The sequence below is a fragment of the Pedobacter metabolipauper genome, assembly GCF_004362715.1.
GTDB lineage: Bacteria > Bacteroidota > Bacteroidia > Sphingobacteriales > Sphingobacteriaceae > Pedobacter > Pedobacter metabolipauper.
In genome coordinates this window covers 741050-756283 of the sequence record NZ_SNYC01000004.1, presented here as the reverse complement: position 1 = coordinate 756283, position 15234 = coordinate 741050, and the positions used below count along the sequence as shown (strand labels likewise).

At 42.0% G+C, this 15234-nt stretch carries 12 protein-coding genes; 2 read left to right on the top strand and 10 right to left on the bottom strand.

Features of this window, described 5'->3' with window-relative positions; genetic code table 11:
- Positions 1 to 65: 65 nt before the first annotated feature.
- The 4 genes from ATK78_RS09990 to ATK78_RS22745 all read right to left on the bottom strand — a co-directional run bounded on the left by ATK78_RS09990 (position 66) and on the right by ATK78_RS22745 (position 6690).
- Complete coding sequence (locus ATK78_RS09990; RefSeq protein ID WP_133575941.1) at positions 66 to 4268, bottom strand: hybrid sensor histidine kinase/response regulator transcription factor; 4203 nt, start codon at positions 4266 to 4268, stop codon at positions 66 to 68.
- A gap of 280 nt (positions 4269 to 4548) precedes the next feature.
- Positions 4549 to 5619 carry a PAS domain-containing protein gene (locus ATK78_RS09985; protein WP_133575940.1) on the bottom strand — a complete coding sequence of 357 codons (1071 nt, stop codon included), beginning with the start codon at positions 5617 to 5619 and terminating at the stop codon, positions 4549 to 4551.
- Positions 5613 to 6425, bottom strand: a complete 813-nt coding sequence (locus ATK78_RS09980; RefSeq protein ID WP_133575939.1) for an alpha/beta fold hydrolase — start codon at positions 6423 to 6425, stop codon at positions 5613 to 5615. The genes ATK78_RS09985 and ATK78_RS09980 overlap by 7 nt, the downstream gene beginning before the upstream one ends.
- A 91-nt stretch (positions 6426 to 6516) precedes the next feature.
- Complete coding sequence (locus ATK78_RS22745; protein WP_166664854.1) at positions 6517 to 6690, bottom strand: DUF6496 domain-containing protein; 174 nt, start codon at positions 6688 to 6690, stop codon at positions 6517 to 6519.
- Between the two features lie 527 nt (positions 6691 to 7217).
- On the opposite strand from ATK78_RS22745, the gene ATK78_RS09975 reads away from it, so the two are divergent.
- Together ATK78_RS09975 and ATK78_RS09970 are read left to right on the top strand one after the other, a co-directional pair.
- Complete coding sequence (locus tag ATK78_RS09975) at positions 7218 to 7694, top strand: hypothetical protein (protein WP_133575938.1); 477 nt, start codon at positions 7218 to 7220, stop codon at positions 7692 to 7694.
- Between the two features lie 37 nt (positions 7695 to 7731).
- The gene (locus ATK78_RS09970; RefSeq protein WP_133575937.1) at positions 7732 to 9507 is read left to right on the top strand and encodes an aminopeptidase P family protein; all 1776 of its coding nucleotides are present in this window, start codon (positions 7732 to 7734) and stop codon (positions 9505 to 9507) included.
- A 142-nt stretch (positions 9508 to 9649) separates the two neighbouring features.
- Here the strand turns inward: ATK78_RS09970 and ATK78_RS09965 are convergent, their stop codons facing one another.
- The 6 genes from ATK78_RS09965 to ATK78_RS09940 all read right to left on the bottom strand — a co-directional run bounded on the left by ATK78_RS09965 (position 9650) and on the right by ATK78_RS09940 (position 15108).
- Positions 9650 to 10432, bottom strand: coding sequence for an L-fucose dehydrogenase (locus tag ATK78_RS09965; RefSeq protein WP_133575936.1), 783 nt, complete (start codon positions 10430 to 10432; stop codon positions 9650 to 9652).
- A gap of 7 nt (positions 10433 to 10439) precedes the next feature.
- A complete protein-coding gene (locus ATK78_RS09960; protein ID WP_133575935.1) occupies positions 10440 to 11273 on the bottom strand; it encodes an amidohydrolase family protein in 834 nt (277 codons plus the stop codon).
- Positions 11260 to 12117, bottom strand: coding sequence for a fumarylacetoacetate hydrolase family protein (locus tag ATK78_RS09955; protein ID WP_133575934.1), 858 nt, complete (start codon positions 12115 to 12117; stop codon positions 11260 to 11262). Before ATK78_RS09955 ends, ATK78_RS09960 begins: the two co-directional genes overlap by 14 nt.
- A gap of 193 nt (positions 12118 to 12310) precedes the next feature.
- Positions 12311 to 13075 carry an SDR family NAD(P)-dependent oxidoreductase gene (locus ATK78_RS09950; protein ID WP_133575933.1) on the bottom strand — a complete coding sequence of 255 codons (765 nt, stop codon included), beginning with the start codon at positions 13073 to 13075 and terminating at the stop codon, positions 12311 to 12313.
- 39 nt (positions 13076 to 13114) lie between these two features.
- Positions 13115 to 14773, bottom strand: a complete 1659-nt coding sequence (locus ATK78_RS09945) for a UxaA family hydrolase (protein WP_133575932.1) — start codon at positions 14771 to 14773, stop codon at positions 13115 to 13117.
- Positions 14773 to 15108 (bottom strand): L-rhamnose mutarotase, encoded by a 336-nt coding sequence (locus ATK78_RS09940; RefSeq protein ID WP_133575931.1) that lies wholly within the window; start codon positions 15106 to 15108, stop codon positions 14773 to 14775. The genes ATK78_RS09945 and ATK78_RS09940 overlap by 1 nt, the downstream gene beginning before the upstream one ends.
- Positions 15109 to 15234 lie beyond the last annotated feature (126 nt).

The window sequence follows — 15234 nt, the reverse complement described above, 5'->3', positions numbered from 1 at the left end:
ATAGCAAATTTATACGGGGGGATGATCAATGTGGTGTACTATGATCACATTTTAGTTCACTATAGTTACAAAATGGGCGTATTTTCTTCGTATTGCTGCTGCCTGTACTCATTTGGCGCACAATGGTAAATTTTTTTAAATTCCCTGAAAAAGTATGACTTGTTGTTAAAGCCTGTGCGGTAGAAAATTTCAGATACCGTATACTGAGACGCAATGAGCATGTCTGCGGCATGTTTTAGCCGAATCCTTTTGATAAACTCTGCCGGTGTCATTCCGGCCAGTGACTTCAGCTTACGGTACAGCTGCATCTTACTGATGGAAAGTGCCTCTTCCAGTACAGCGGCATTTAATTCGGGTTCATTGAGATTTTCTTCTATTGCCCTGAGCAATGCTTCCAGGAATTTCTTATCTGTATCGGCTATATCGGCATCCATAAACTGGGTAGTGATGTGCTGATCTTTGATCAGGTCCTGCATCCTGGACTGGTAATCGAGCAGCTTACGGATGCGAACGTGCAGGTAATTGATTTGAAACGGTTTTGGGATATAGGCATCTGCTCCTACTTCATATCCCTCGGCCTTGTTCTCTTCTGTTCCTCTTGCGGAAAGGATTACAAATGGGATCTGTGCAGTTGCGGGGGTTTGTTTGACCTTGCGGCAGAGTTCCAATCCGTTCATATCCGGCATCATCACGTCACTGATGATCAGATTTGGGATTGTTTTATTTAAAAAGGCCAGGGCTTCTGTTCCATTTCCGGCTTCATAAACGACATATTGTTCTTTGAGCACATTGCGGATTAAGAAGCGAAGTTCTGGTTCATCTTCTACGACTAAGATACTTTGCCTGTTCTTTTGCTGCAGTTCATCGATGAGGGTGTTTTTGTTCTCTTCTTCTGCTGAGGGCAGTTCTGGCTGTTCGTGTATTTTGACGAGCGATTCATATAATGACGATGGTGCTGATGTGATTACCTTTACTTCCTGTCCTGCTGTTGCTGCTGCCTGAAGCGGAATGGTTACTGTAAACCGGATCCAGCCATTTTGCAGTGTAACGGCTATGGAAGCGCCCATTAGGATGACGAGTTCATTGGTAAAGGCCAGGCCGATCCCGGTGCTGAACTTTTCGCCCGATTGTTCATTGCTTACATAGAATTTATTGAAGATCTGCTTAAGATCCTGCTGGTCCAGGCGGCATCCTGAATTGGAGACTTCTACCTGCAGCCTATTTCCAGGCTGCATTTCGGCATTGAAGCGGATGTTTTCATTTTTGCCGGAATGTTTAAATGCATTGGACAGCAGGTTATACAGGATCTTTTCGAATTTATCTTTATCGATAAAGCCGGCCATTCCGGGTTCGATCTGCCGGGTGAATTGCTGGTTGTTTTTTTCGCTGCCAGGTACAAACAGCTCTGAAAGGCTGTCCAGCATTTTGCTGATGTCTACATAGTCGGTGTTCTTTTTCAGGAAGCCTGCCTCTGCCTTTCTGAATTCCAATAGCTGTTGCACGAGGTACGTTAAACGTGCTGTATGCTGGTGTACAATAGATATAAAGTAATTGCTTTCTTTATTTTTAAGGAGCTCTGATTTTTTATTCTGCAGAAAATGTTCTACAGACCCCATGATGAGGGTTAAGGGCGTTTGAATTTCATGGGCTATATTGGTAAAGAAGTTTAAGCGCTTTTGATGTTCCTGTTCGTCTTTTTGACGAAGCAGGTGTTCCATCTGCAGCTTATATTTCATTTGCAGTTTATTTTTGCGGTAGGTATAAAACGCATAAACGGAGATGACGATCAGTATAAAATAGAGCAAAAGCGCCGGATAGGTAAGCCAGAAGTATTGTTCTATATGCAGCTTAAATACGTGGGTGCCTTCTGTCCACATTCCTTCGCCATTGCTCCATTTTACCTGCATGGTATAATTTCCTGGCGGGATGTTATTGTATATGATGTTTCCTATTGGCCCTGAATAATTCCAGCCTTTATCCAGTCCTTCGAGTTTATAAGCGAATTCATTTTTAGCTTCATTGAGAAAGCTCATGGGTTTAAGGCTTAGCTGGAAAAAGTTGCTTTTACGTTCCAGGGTATATTCGGGTACTGCAGCATTGTCGATTTTCAATACCTGGATCCTGTTTTCATCCAGATTTTTTCCGCCCAGCTGGATGCCGGAGACCAGCAGGTTGGGCTGGATCTTATTGCCCATGATGCGATTGGGCATGAAGTAGCTAAAGCCATAGATGCCGCCAAAATAGATTACCCCGTCTGCAGACTTCCATACGGCGCCATCACTAAACTCATTACTTTGTAAACCATCGCTTTCGCGGAAGCTGGCTATGGTTTTGCGTTCGGGATCTAACCGGGCGATCCCTTTATTGGTGCTTACCCAGATACTGCCGTTATTGGTTCCCGCTATGGCATGAATGGTATTGTTTGGCAATCCGTCATTCATACTAAATTTTTCAAATGCGGGCTGTTCTTTGTACGATTCTTCTTCGCTTAGTTTATTTAAGCCATAGCTGGTTCCGATCCACAATTGCTTACGATTGTCGTGGTAGAGGGAGAGTACATCGTTATTCGATAATCCATTTGTGTAGCCGGATGCCCGGAAGGTTTTAAATTTGCCGGTTTTCTTATCCAAAACACTTAGTCCGCCATATCTGCAGGCGATCCACAATCGATTATCTCCGGAATTGCTGAGTGCATAAATGATATCATTTGCCGGACCTCTTTCATTTCCGGAAAGGTATTGTTTGAACTGCTGTACACTTATTTTTCCGTTTGCTGCTGCTTTTAGTTTGAGGTGGATCAATCCACTGCCACTGGTGCCGAGCCAAAGTGAGCTGTCCCTATCCTGGTGAATGGCATATACGGATCCGAATGCCGGAAGACCAGATGTACCATTTACTGAAATCCATGGGATGCTGCGTTTGCCTTTGAGGTCATAGATGCCAAGTCCTTTTGCATCAGTCCCAATATAAATGTATGGTTCCAATCCTTTTTTTATTGCATAGACCGCATTGTTTTCTAATCCGTTGCTGGTATTAAGTACTTCCCGCTGGTACTGTGCGGGCAGTGTTTTGAAATCTTTCAGGATCAGCAGTCCTTTTCCCTTTGTTCCTATCCAGAGATTACCTTCTACCTCTTCAAATGCGCGTACGGGTTTATTCAACTCTGCCAGGTTATCTTTATTGACGAGTCCGAAGTGGTTTACTTTCGGATAGATCTTGATGAGTCCGTTTCCATCGGTACCCATCCATAGCACGCCATCTTTTCCAGCCGTTAACGAGATGACTTTTGTTGCTGCGAGTTGTTTTACTTCCTGCCGCAGTATTGCTGATGGTTTGAAATTTTGATCGAAGACTGCTATTCCCTGCGAGTCCCAGGCGATGATGTAACCGTTTTGGTAAGCAGTGATGGTTTTGATATCCGGGTGTATATTTTTCCCTGCTGTATTTAACAGTCCTGCGGCTTTCATGCTGAAATCGGCTTCAACGTGATATATTTCATTTTGCTTATCGGCAATGAATACGCCGGATCCGGCCAGGTACAGGTTGCTGATGCCTTTGTTGTGCAGCAATCGTTTTACTTGTTTTAATGCCGGAATCTGTTTTTTTGATGCTGGGGCTTGTTGTTCTGATGAAGCGGATAACGGACCTGGCGTTGTTTCTTTACAAGCGATAAGGATACCATCAGTCTGCAGGATCCAGATGTATCCATTTTTACCGGCCTCTATTTTCAGAATATCTTTTTGCGGCTGAAATTTAGCTGGTTTAAATTCATTAAGGGTGGGATCGTATTGGTTTAGTCCGTACGTTTTACTGCTGCAGTAGACTGTTCCTTTATCTGAGATAACCAGTTGATATTCTTTTTCTGCGATGCTTCGTTTTGTGGTGCGGTTGTAAAAATACCGGTAAAATTTCCCGCTGCTTTTTTCAAAGCGTGTGATCCCTCCTATGGTACTGATCCAAATGTTACCTTTTCCATCTTCTTTGATATCCTGCACTACATTATTACCGATGCTGCCTGTACTGTTTTCGCTGTTGTAATTGAATACCCTAAAGTCTGTTCCGTCGTACATATTGAGGCCATCCCAGGTACCGATCCAAAGGAGCTGATCGCGATCCTGAAATACTACATTTACGGCACTATTGGATAAGCCATTGCGGTTATCCAATTGCTGAAAATAAAATTGTTTTGGATTAACCGGCTGTGCGGCCAATCCGGAATATAAAAACAAGGAGATTGTTATGAAGTAAAATTTGACAAAGTCCTTCATTCGGGAGTATGTTTGGTTAATGGGGTACAATTTAAGCATTCTGCAAACACTACGGGAATGTTTTTTGCTTTTACACCATTACGTTACATACTGGTTACAGGAGATAATTACTTTTGTTTTTTATTCGGGATCAGACCAAAGCCCGTGTTTAACTACTTTAATGACAGGGCATATTTTGTATGCTGGTCTGCTTAATTTTCGACGCCTATCCTGATCCCATTTATGAGTTACCAGGCAGGTTGATTTTCATGAACTTTATTTTCGCAGAGATCTGTTAGATTTAAATCTGGTTAGATACCTCTTTGATCATGGTATCTAATTCTGTTGCACTATGTTCCAGAAGTTTAAACAGGCTGCTACATTCCGGCGACATGGATTCTAGTTTTAATAAATTGATTAAGCCCAGCATATTTGCCAATGGCTTACGGATCATATGTGATTGATTTTCTGCGATACTCTCCAGTGTTTCTGTATTTTCATCAATGGTTTTATGGGCCGTTGTTAAGCTCTCGCTTAATGCAGAGTAGTTGGCCAGCTGTAAAGATTTTTGTTTATGGATGTTTGTAGACGATCCAAACCAAAGTTCAATTTCACCTTGTTCATTGTAGAAGGGCTGAGCGGTTACAAGAAACCATTCCGGATATTGCTGTGTTCCCTGCAGACGGATTTCCTTTTCAAATTTCTTTCCGGTCTGCAGACAGCTTTTCCAGGCTTCAATGGTCTTTTCCTTGTCTTCCTCATACACCGATAAGGCACCTCCTAATTGAGCTGGGTCATTTATATTAAAGTAATCTTTAACCCGCTGGTTGATGAATGCCAGTTGGCCATCTGGACTGGCAGTCCAGATTTGGTTTGGAACCGTATTGGACAGGAATTCAAACTTACTCTTTTGCTCTTCTTCCAGGCGCTTTTGGTATAGCAATTCTGCTTCGTATTTTTTCCGGTATGTTATTTTCTGTACCGATGCATTGACGAGCATTAAATTTCCCTGGTCGTTTGTATAGCTTACGGCATTGAACAGCGCATCAAAACTTCCTGTAGCGGTTTTAAAACTCAGGCTTATCTCATTTACATGGGGCTGTAAGTTCAACAGCGGCTCTATTACCAAAGTATAATAAACGGCACAGGCCTTTGTAAGTATAGATTTAAAATTTTCTTTAACGGTATTATCGTTTGGCATTTCTAACCAACTTAAAAAGGTTTGATTGATGCGGATGATGCTGCCATCAGGCCGGAATGATATAAATCCGGTTGGCAGCTGATCATATAGAAAGTTATCGCTGGTGAGAACGCTGAGAACGTTGAGACCATTGAGACCGTTGAGAACTTCGGGAAGTGGCATATTTAACATGTTATAAAAGATTTTATGGCCCCTATTACACCTTCCGGATCACTTAGATGCGGGCAGTGTCCGCTTGTATCCAACAATACAACCTGATTTTTAGGCATGTGTTGCTGAATATATCCGGCTATGGACTTTGATGTAAGAAAATCATCTTCACATTGGATGGTTAAACTTGGGACGGTTACGCTGGAAAGATCTTTCCTGTTATCTGACAGAAAAGTGACACGGGCAAACTTTTTAGCGATTTCCGGATCTGCAGCACAAAAATTTTGGGTAAGACTTTCCGCAAGATGAGGACGATCTGAGTTACCCATTATGGATGGGGCCATCATTTTTGACCAACCCAGGTAATTCTGGTCCATGACATCCAGCAGTTCTTCTAAATCTTTCCGGTCTAGTCCGCCTATATATTCCTGGTCGTTGATGTATCGTGGCGATGGACCGATAAGGATCAACTTTTTAAAGAATGCAGGTTCCTGCAGTGAAGCCAATACGCCAATCATACTGCTTACTGAATGCCCGATAAAGATTACATCCCTGAGTTCAAACTCCCTGCAGATCTCAATTACATCGAGTGCATATCCATCAAGTGTGCTGTAACGATCGTCATGATAGGCGGTCAGATCTGAATTCCCTGATCCTACATAGTCAAATAAAACCAGTTTATATTCGTGTTCAAATGCGGGTATAATTGAACGCCATGTATTTTGGTCGCAGCCAAAACCATGTGCGAACATTACCGTTACCGGTCCGTTTCCTATTATATTGACATTATTCCTTTTCGAAATTATTTCCCGCAGCTCAGCACTCATATGATATCTCCCTGGTCATTCTATCGGAAAGCTAATGCGCTTAAAAAGAATGATATCCGGTATGGGTATGCAATTACTGTTCCGAAACAGGTTACTTTTTCTTTGGAACTTTAGCCCCTTCTTTACGGGCCTCTGAAAGGCCTATGGCTACGGCTTGTTTTTTTGAGGTTACTTTTTTACCACTTCCGGTCTTTAGCTTGCCTTCTTTCATTTCGTGCATGGTTTCTGCTACTTTATCTCCAGCTTTTTCTGAATACTTTGCCATTATCGTTATGTTTTAGTTATCAATTCATTGTATAATGAATTAATAACCTAAGACCATAAAAAGTTTTATTGTCTGCCTAAAATCTTAAAAACACGTATTAATTACACGTAAAAATACCTAGAAACGGTTATTGCAGCAGATGATTAAGTTGCGGATTTTAGCGATTTGGTTAAACAGGCTGGCTACGTATGCTATTGAGGTGTGGTAGTAACGTAGCCAGTTATTGTTTATTCTAAAGTATACCAATTAAAAATTAGGTTTCTAATTAAATTGGGAATCTTATCTTAGATATGTTACATAACTATAAAAATTACATTGGGCGGTTCAATTAACGGTTAATTCCACTTGCCGATATTACAGTAAGACTGTAATGTTGTATCCCTATTTAAAAAAAGCAGATTTATGAGGGAATTTGCAAAATAGCACCAGGATAGGAGCACCTTTTAAGTAACACAAATGAAGTTATTTAGGAAAGGAAAATTTAGATTTTTGATACCCTAAATAAAAAGAAGTGTGATATTTGATTTATGAAAGCATTTCTTAATCTCCTTCTGGTATTATTTACTATTTCATTATTTGGATGCCGCAATGAATGCCAGTATATTGAACCTGCTTCGGTTGGAAATGGCTGGATCGCGCTTGATCTTAAAGATAAAGCAACCGGTGATTACCTGATTGGAAAAGCTCCTTCAAAACACTTACCAGCTGACGTTTTTGTTACTGGTATTAACGGCCTGCCAGCAGATTTCGATTATTCAGAGATCGCAGCTTCCAAGGGTCATTATCAATTAAATCTTAAAGACTTTCATTCCGAGGTTGTCATAGGTCAGGATATTTGCAAACGGTTTTTCATCGATCTTAAAAATGATGCAGACACACTGGATCTTTATTTTAAAGTGAAGTCGGTTAAGTGCGGCGGCACTACCTATGAATATTTTACAGCTAAATTTAATGGCCTGCCTTTAGAAAATACGGGTTATAACTCCTATGTAATTCATAAATAATTAGATTTGCGTTTACCGTACAGATTAAAATGCAATTATGACTTATCCGGAAAAACTGAGTGCCATACGTAAACAGATGAAGGCCGACAATGTATCGGCTTATATTATCCCCTCTGCTGATCCACACATTAGTGAGTATCTTCCTAAACATTATAAATGCATTCCATTTGCTTCTGGCTTTAGAGGCTCTGCGGGTACTTTGGTTATTACCGATGACTTTGCAGGCTTATGGACTGATTTCAGATATTTTGAACAAGCTGCCGAGCAATTGGAGAACAGCGGTTTTGAACTGGTGAAACAAAAGGTACAGCATGCTCCTGAATACATTCAATGGTTAATTGAAAAGCTGGACAAGGGTGCTGTTGTAGCTAGCAATGAACGTTTGCTTTCTATCCTTTTAGGTGAACTGATGAGCCAGCAATTTGCTGACAAGGGTATTAACCTAACTGACAAAGATTACTTAAGCCCAATTTGGGAGAACAGGCCGGAGCTTCCTGCCGAACCTGCTTTTTTAATTGCTGATGAACATGCCGGGCAGTCTGTAAGCAGTAAGCTTGCCGGCGTTAGAACCGAGATGCAAAAGCTGGGTGCTGACCATCACTTGATCTCTTCTTTGGATGATCTTGCCTGGTTGTTTAATGTGCGCGGTAAGGATGTGAACTATAATCCCGTTGTTTTGGGTTTTGCCCTGATCAATCAAGATCATGCCAAGCTTTATATCAATCCGGAGAAGCTAAGCATTGAAGATAAAGAAACGCTTTTGAAAAGCGGTGTTGAGATCTTCCCTTATGGAGAGATTGAAGCTGCGCTTAGCTTGCTTCCCAAGCACAGTATTGTTTTGATTGACCCTAAACGGAACTGCTTTGCTTATCTAAAGCTGCTTCCTGTTTCTGCACGGATTATAAAGGATACCAATCCTTCTACTTATTTTAAAACCATTAAGAACGATATTGAACTGGCTAATACCCGCACGGCGATGCTGAAGGATGGTGTTGCAATTACCCGTTTTCTGAAATGGCTTTCTGAGGCGATTGGGACTACCATGATCACTGAACTTTCTGCCGCTGCAGTGCTTCGTAAATTCAGGGCGGAACAGGATGGTTTTATCGGTGATAGCTTTAATACCATCAGTGCATACCGTGCCCACGGTGCTTTACCGCATTATGGTGCCTCTGAAGAAAGCAATGCTGAGGTTAAGGCTGAGGGCCTTTTCCTGGTTGATTCTGGCGGCCAGTATTTTTATGGCACTACCGATATTACGCGTACCATTCCTATGGGAAATAATACGGATGAAGAAAAAACGGACTATACGCTGGTTTTAAAGGGTATGATTGAAGGCTGCAAGGTCCGTTTCCCTAAAGGGACCTGCGGATACCAGATTGATGCGATTACGCGTAAGCCTTTATGGGATTATGCGTTAAACTACGGTCACGGTACCGGCCATGGTGTTGGGTATTTTTTAAATGTTCATGAGGGGCCGCAGGTTTTTAATCCTACTGCTACTCCTGTAGCTATTGAGCTGGGTATGATCACTTCTGTTGAACCTGGCATCTATCGTCCGGGAAAACATGGGATCCGGATAGAAAACCTGGTTAATACCATTCCTGATGTGATTAATGAGTTTAATGAATTTTACGCGTTTGAATGCTTAACCATTGCTCCTATCAGTACGCGTATTGTAGTTAAGGAATTACTGTCTCCTGCTCAAATTGACTGGTTAAACAGGTATAACGCTTTGGTTTTTGAACGGTTAAGTCCGCTTTTGACTACCGAAGAGACTGAGTGGCTGCAGAAAGAGACCAAGGCCATTTAGAAGTAAGGATTTTTCATTAAAAAGAGAAGTTGTGAGCGGGCATAGGATTCATTCCGATTCTTCATCGGGATTATTCCAGCCAGCGAATAATTTTCTCTTTTTAACTTGAGAACGTTATTTAGAGCACGTTAACTTGAGAACGTTAACTTAATGAACGATCAAGATGCACGTATCCGCCATCTACATAGATCAGTTGGCCAGTTGTATGGCTGGAAACTTCTGAAAGCAGGAAAGCTACTGAGCTGGCTATTTCTTCTGCTGTTGTCATCCGCTTGCCAAGTGGGATCTTTGCTTTTATTGCTTCCAGTTTTTGTACGGAATCTGGAATGGAATTGATCCAGGTTTGATAAAGCGGGGTATAACATTCTGCAACGATCACTGAATTTACGCGGATACCATGCGGTAGTAGCTCAACCGCCCATTCACGGGTCAGTGCATTTCTGGCTCCATTGGAGGCTGCATAAGCTGAGGTGCCGCCCTGGCCGGTATCTGCTACTTTAGATCCTATATTTACGATTGCCCCCTTTGTTTTTATTAATGCCGGAAGTGCATGGTGCGCCATGAGATAATAGTGGATCACATTCTTATGAAGGCTTTCTACAAACTGTTCATAATTTCCGTTTGCCAATCCTACTCCATCATTTACCCCGGCATTATTTACCAGGCCATGAATTGTTCCAAACTTTTGCAGCACGTTGTTTATTACCTTTTCAGGATCTTCCGGCCGGGTTAATTCTGCGGGAAACTGAAATGCGTTATTACCTGTAGCCAGGATTTCCTTAACCAGTTTTAAGTTATCGGCTTCATTACGGCCAATGATTACCGGGATTGCTCCTTCATTTGCCAAAAGTCTGACTATGCCTTCGCCTATGCCTTTTGCTCCTCCTGTTACGATGATGACTTTATCTTTTAACTGCAGATCCATAAAGTGGTTATTTTAAATTGTAAAATTCTGCGGCATTACCTCCCCAGAATAACTGTTGTTCATTTTTGCTGAGCCTGGTTACATACGCTTGCAGCATGTTCAACTGCTGTGCGTATTTTGCGGCCAGGAGACTGACTGGCCAGTCTGACCCATACATTATTCTTTTGGATCCGAAGGCCTCAAAGACCACATCCAGATAGGGTATAAGATCTTCCGGCTTCCAGCTTTTCCAATCTGCTTCTGTGAGCATCCCTGATATTTTGCAACAGGTATTTTCTCGTTTTGCAAGTTCCCTGATCTCCGTTTTCCACTGACTGATGCTTTTGTTTTTAACATCAGGCTTTGCCATATGATCTAATACAAAGGGCTGGTTTGGAAATTTAGCAGTTAGCTCTGCGGCATAGGTCAGCTGATCCCGGAGAATCAGGATGTCATAAGTAAAGCCGTATTGGTTTAACTGGCTGACCCCATTCATAAATGCAGGCTTCAACATCAGCGACCGGTCTGCTTCTGACTGCAGGATGTGCCTGAAGCCTTTCAGTTTTTCATACTGATGCAATTCTTCCAGTTGTTCTGTAATATTTACCGCCTGCAGATCTACCCAGCCGACAACGGCTTTTATGAATGCGTGTTTACCGGCATTTTCCAGCTGAAAGGCATTCTCTTCCGGCGATTGGTCTGATTGTACGGCTATGCAGCCATCAAAGTTAAATTCCCTAAGTATAGGCTCCAGTTGCTGCGGAAGGAAATCATTGCGCAACATTGACATATCATCGGTGATCCAACTGTCCCTTAGGGCATTATATTTCCAGAAGTGCTGGTGTGAATCAATTCTTAACATAGTTTTTAACCTGCTGCCTTGAAGTGCCTAATCCATCAACACCCAACTCTACCACATCTCCTTCTTTTAAATAGATGGGTGGCTTAAATCCTAGCCCAACACCTGCAGGTGTTCCTGTTGAGATGACATCGCCAGGAAGTAAGGTCATGAACTGGCTTACATAGGCTACTACAAACGGGATGTTGAAGATAAAATTGGCCGTAGTTCCATCCTGCATCATTTTTCCATTTACGGTTAACCAGAGACGAAGATTATTTACATCACTGATCTCATCGGGTGTAGCCAGGAATGGCCCGAGCGGGGCAAACGTATCGCAGCCCTTTCCTTTATCCCAGGTTCCGTTCCGCTCCATCTGAAACTCGCGTTCTGATACATCGTTGTGTAATACATATCCTGCTACGTAGTCCAGTGCTTCTGTCTCTTCTATATAGGATGCCTTTTTACCTATAACTATGGCCAGTTCTACTTCCCAATCTGTTTTGACTGAATTTTTAGGAATTACAATATCGTCGAAGGGACCTGCCATTGCAGTTGTTGACTTCATAAAGATGACCGGTTCTGGTGGCATAGGCGCATTGGTTTCTTTCGCATGATCGGCATAGTTAAGCCCTATACATACTATTTTTGATGGGCGTGCTATGGGTGAACCCAGCCTGGATCCGGCAGGGATTTCTATTAACCTACCCTGATTTGCTTTAACAAATTCTTCTAAACGGACCAATCCGTTATTGTTAAAGAATTGCTCATTATAATCACCGCCGAAGGCCGATGTATCGTAAGAAATATCGTCAATGATCACTCCTGTTTTTTCCTGATCCGCAGATCCCCATCTGATTAATTTCATTCTTATATATATTGTTTGTATTTATTATAGTTTAATATATCAATAGCTTTTGCATGATCTTGAGGCTATTTATCTAACCTCTGCTAAAAGTAAATGTTCAATGATATTTATTTAATTTAAGCATTACCTGTTGTCGCTCGTGGTTTGCTATCCTCAACTTATATTAAGGACAATCCAATTGGAACGATCTAAGTTAATTATTCAGTTTTATAAACCCTCCATCGAGGGGATAGTCATTACCGGTGATAAATCCTGCTTCATCGGAACACAGATATAGCGCTAATGCGGCTACTTCTTCTGGTTTTCCCATTCTTCCTACCGGCTGACTTTTAGATAATTTCTCAAAAATTTCTTTTTCTTTACCTGCATAGTTCTTGGCAATAAACCCATCAACAAACGGTGTATGTACCCGCGCTGGTGAAATGCTGTTGCAACGGATTCCATCGGCCATATAATCCCGTGCGACTGAAAGTGTCATTGCATAGATGGCTCCTTTGCTCATTGAATAGGCAAAGCGGTCTGTAATGCCAACTATTGCTGCAATTGATGCCATATTCAGGATTACTCCCTTTCCACTTTTTATCAATAGAGGGATGGCTGCATACAAACAATTATAGGCTCCTTTTACATTTACGTTATAGACTTTATCAAAATCTTCTTCTGTGGTTGTTCCCGCTTTTCCAACATGGGCGATTCCCGCATTATTTACCAAAACATCTATTGCTCCGATGGCATTAAAAACTTCAATGACCTGTACTTGCTTACTTACGTCGCAGCTGTAGGCTTTTGCCTGCCCCCCGGACTGTTCTATTTTGCTGATGGTTTCTGATGCTGCATCCTGATTGAGTTCAAGTATGTGCACATACGCACCTTGCTTTGCAAACAGCATGGAGATTGCCCGTCCAATTCCGCTTCCTCCACCTGTTACCACTGCTGATTTTCCGTTTAAACTGAACATATTTAGTTATGTTTGATTTGGGTTTAGTTTAAAAATTATTTATAAGGAGACTCCTCTTTTCCAGGGGATAAAATCGTCCTGATTTAACTGTACTGCTTTGGGTATCAGCTCTCCACTGGCTGCTTTGATACAATATTCCAGAATCTCTGTTCCCATCTCTTCTATTGTTTTTTCTCCGCGTATAATTGCCCCGGTATCGATGTCGATAATGTCGCTCATTCTTGTTGCCAGTGCCGTGTTTGTGGCTATTTTAATTACCGGACATACCGGGTTTCCTGTTGGCGTTCCTAAGCCTGTTGTGAACAGGATCAGCGTTGCTCCGCTTGCTGCTTTTCCTGTTGTTGCTTCTACATCATTACCTGGCGTACATACCAGATTCAGTCCTGGCCTGGTTGCTGGTTCGGTATAGTCCAATACATCTACCACGGGTGATGTTCCTCCTTTTTTTGCTGCACCTGTGCTTTTTATGGCATCTGTGATAAGTCCGTCTTTTATGTTTCCTGGCGATGGGTTCATGTGAAATCCCGATCCCACTGCATGTGCCTGTGCGTCATATTCGCGCATGAGCTTAATGAATTTTTCTGCCGTCTGACGGTCTGTACACCGGTCTATCAGGTTCTGTTCTGCACCGCACAGTTCCGGAAATTCTGCCAGCAGCACTTTTGCTCCAAGAGCCACCAGAAGGTCTGATGTATATCCAACTGCCGGATTTGCGGAGATGCCGCTAAAGCCATCACTACCTCCGCACTTTACCCCAACACAAAGTTTGCTTAATGGTGCCGGTGCCCGTTCTATTTTATTGATCTCTGTTAATCCTTCAAAGGTCCGCAGGATCGCCTCCCTGATCAGCTGATCTTCACTCTGGCTTTGCTGCTGTTCAAATATGAGCACCTTTTTATTAAAGCCCGGATTCCGTTTCTGGATATCTGCAAGCAAGTCTTGTGTTTGCAAATGCTGACAGCCCAAACTTAATATGGTGATACCGGCTACATTTGGGTGATCTGCGTATGCTGCCAATAAATTGCCAAGCAAAGAAGCATCTTGCCTGGTGCCTCCGCAGCCTCCCTGGTGATTCAGGAATTTTATTCCATCTACGTTCTTAAATACCCGGTTCTTAACCGGATGTGATGCAACGATCGTTTCTGTACTGAATGTTTCTATTGATCTGCCTTCCTGGTACGCCTGCAGCAGCTGCGTAGTAAAGTCTTTATATTTATCGGTTACATTGTAGCCTAATGTATTGTATAATGCTTCCCTGATGACATCCAGGTTTCTGTTTTCGCAAAAAACAGTTGGTATAAAGAGCCAATAATTTGCGGTGCCTACTTTTCCATCCGGGCGATGATAGCCATTGAATGTACGGCTCTCAAAACCGGATACATCTGGTGATTGCCAGCTGCAATCTATTTCCCGGTATGCATAATCCTGAGATGCATGGTATACATTTTCTGTGGTCATCAATCCGCCTTCGGAAATTGCAACCATTGCTTTACCAACCAGCACCCCATACATGATCACTTCTTCACCTGGCTTAAGTTCATCAATAAAGAACTTATGTTTAGCCCTTACGGCATCCTGCAATATGATAATCCGGTTATCCCAATTTATAACCTCCCCAATTGGAAGGTCTTTTAAGGCTACCAATACATTATCCTTTGGATGGATCTGTAAGAAACTGTTAGTTGTACTTGCTGACATTAGGCTTTCAATTCAAATATGCGATTCATCATAACCCATTTCTCTCCTGGCTTTGCTCCGGGAACTGCCTGCTGGTATTTCCACATGAGTGTTTCCCATTGCTGTACTTTATCGTTTGCCACATCCATTTCTGTTTTTTTATCAAAGCTGAATGTTTCACCAACCTCCATAATCATGAACAGCCTGTTGCTATATCTATAGATCTGCATCGCATTAATTCCGGCAGAAAGAATACTTTCCTGGATTTCCGGCCATACTTCCTGATGTATTTCCTCGTAGGCTTTGATCAGTGCAGGATCATCAATCAGATCCAGGGTTAGGCAGTATGTTCTCATTTTATGTATGCTGTTAATTCTTATTTTATTAATTAGACACTTATTATTACTTATGCTTATAATCAATATGTCTATTTATCACTTAGACATTTATAATATTTACTATTCCCTATTTGATAAATACCA

Excerpts from the sequence above, each read along its gene's own strand:
- ATK78_RS09990 (WP_133575941.1), bottom strand. The coding sequence starts at position 4,268 with ATGAAGGACTTTGTCAAATTTTACTTCATAACAATCTCCTTGTTTTTA.
- ATK78_RS09985 (WP_133575940.1), bottom strand. The coding sequence starts at position 5,619 with ATGTTAAATATGCCACTTCCCGAAGTTCTCAACGGTCTCAATGGTCTC.
- ATK78_RS09980 (WP_133575939.1), bottom strand. The coding sequence starts at position 6,425 with ATGAGTGCTGAGCTGCGGGAAATAATTTCGAAAAGGAATAATGTCAAT.
- ATK78_RS22745 (WP_166664854.1), bottom strand. The coding sequence starts at position 6,690 with ATGGCAAAGTATTCAGAAAAAGCTGGAGATAAAGTAGCAGAAACCATG.
- ATK78_RS09975 (WP_133575938.1), top strand. The coding sequence starts at position 7,218 with ATGAAAGCATTTCTTAATCTCCTTCTGGTATTATTTACTATTTCATTA.
- ATK78_RS09970 (WP_133575937.1), top strand. The coding sequence starts at position 7,732 with ATGACTTATCCGGAAAAACTGAGTGCCATACGTAAACAGATGAAGGCC.
- ATK78_RS09965 (WP_133575936.1), bottom strand. The coding sequence starts at position 10,432 with ATGGATCTGCAGTTAAAAGATAAAGTCATCATCGTAACAGGAGGAGCA.
- ATK78_RS09960 (WP_133575935.1), bottom strand. The coding sequence starts at position 11,273 with ATGTTAAGAATTGATTCACACCAGCACTTCTGGAAATATAATGCCCTA.
- ATK78_RS09955 (WP_133575934.1), bottom strand. The coding sequence starts at position 12,117 with ATGAAATTAATCAGATGGGGATCTGCGGATCAGGAAAAAACAGGAGTG.
- ATK78_RS09950 (WP_133575933.1), bottom strand. The coding sequence starts at position 13,075 with ATGTTCAGTTTAAACGGAAAATCAGCAGTGGTAACAGGTGGAGGAAGC.
- ATK78_RS09945 (WP_133575932.1), bottom strand. The coding sequence starts at position 14,773 with ATGTCAGCAAGTACAACTAACAGTTTCTTACAGATCCATCCAAAGGAT.
- ATK78_RS09940 (WP_133575931.1), bottom strand. The coding sequence starts at position 15,108 with ATGAGAACATACTGCCTAACCCTGGATCTGATTGATGATCCTGCACTG.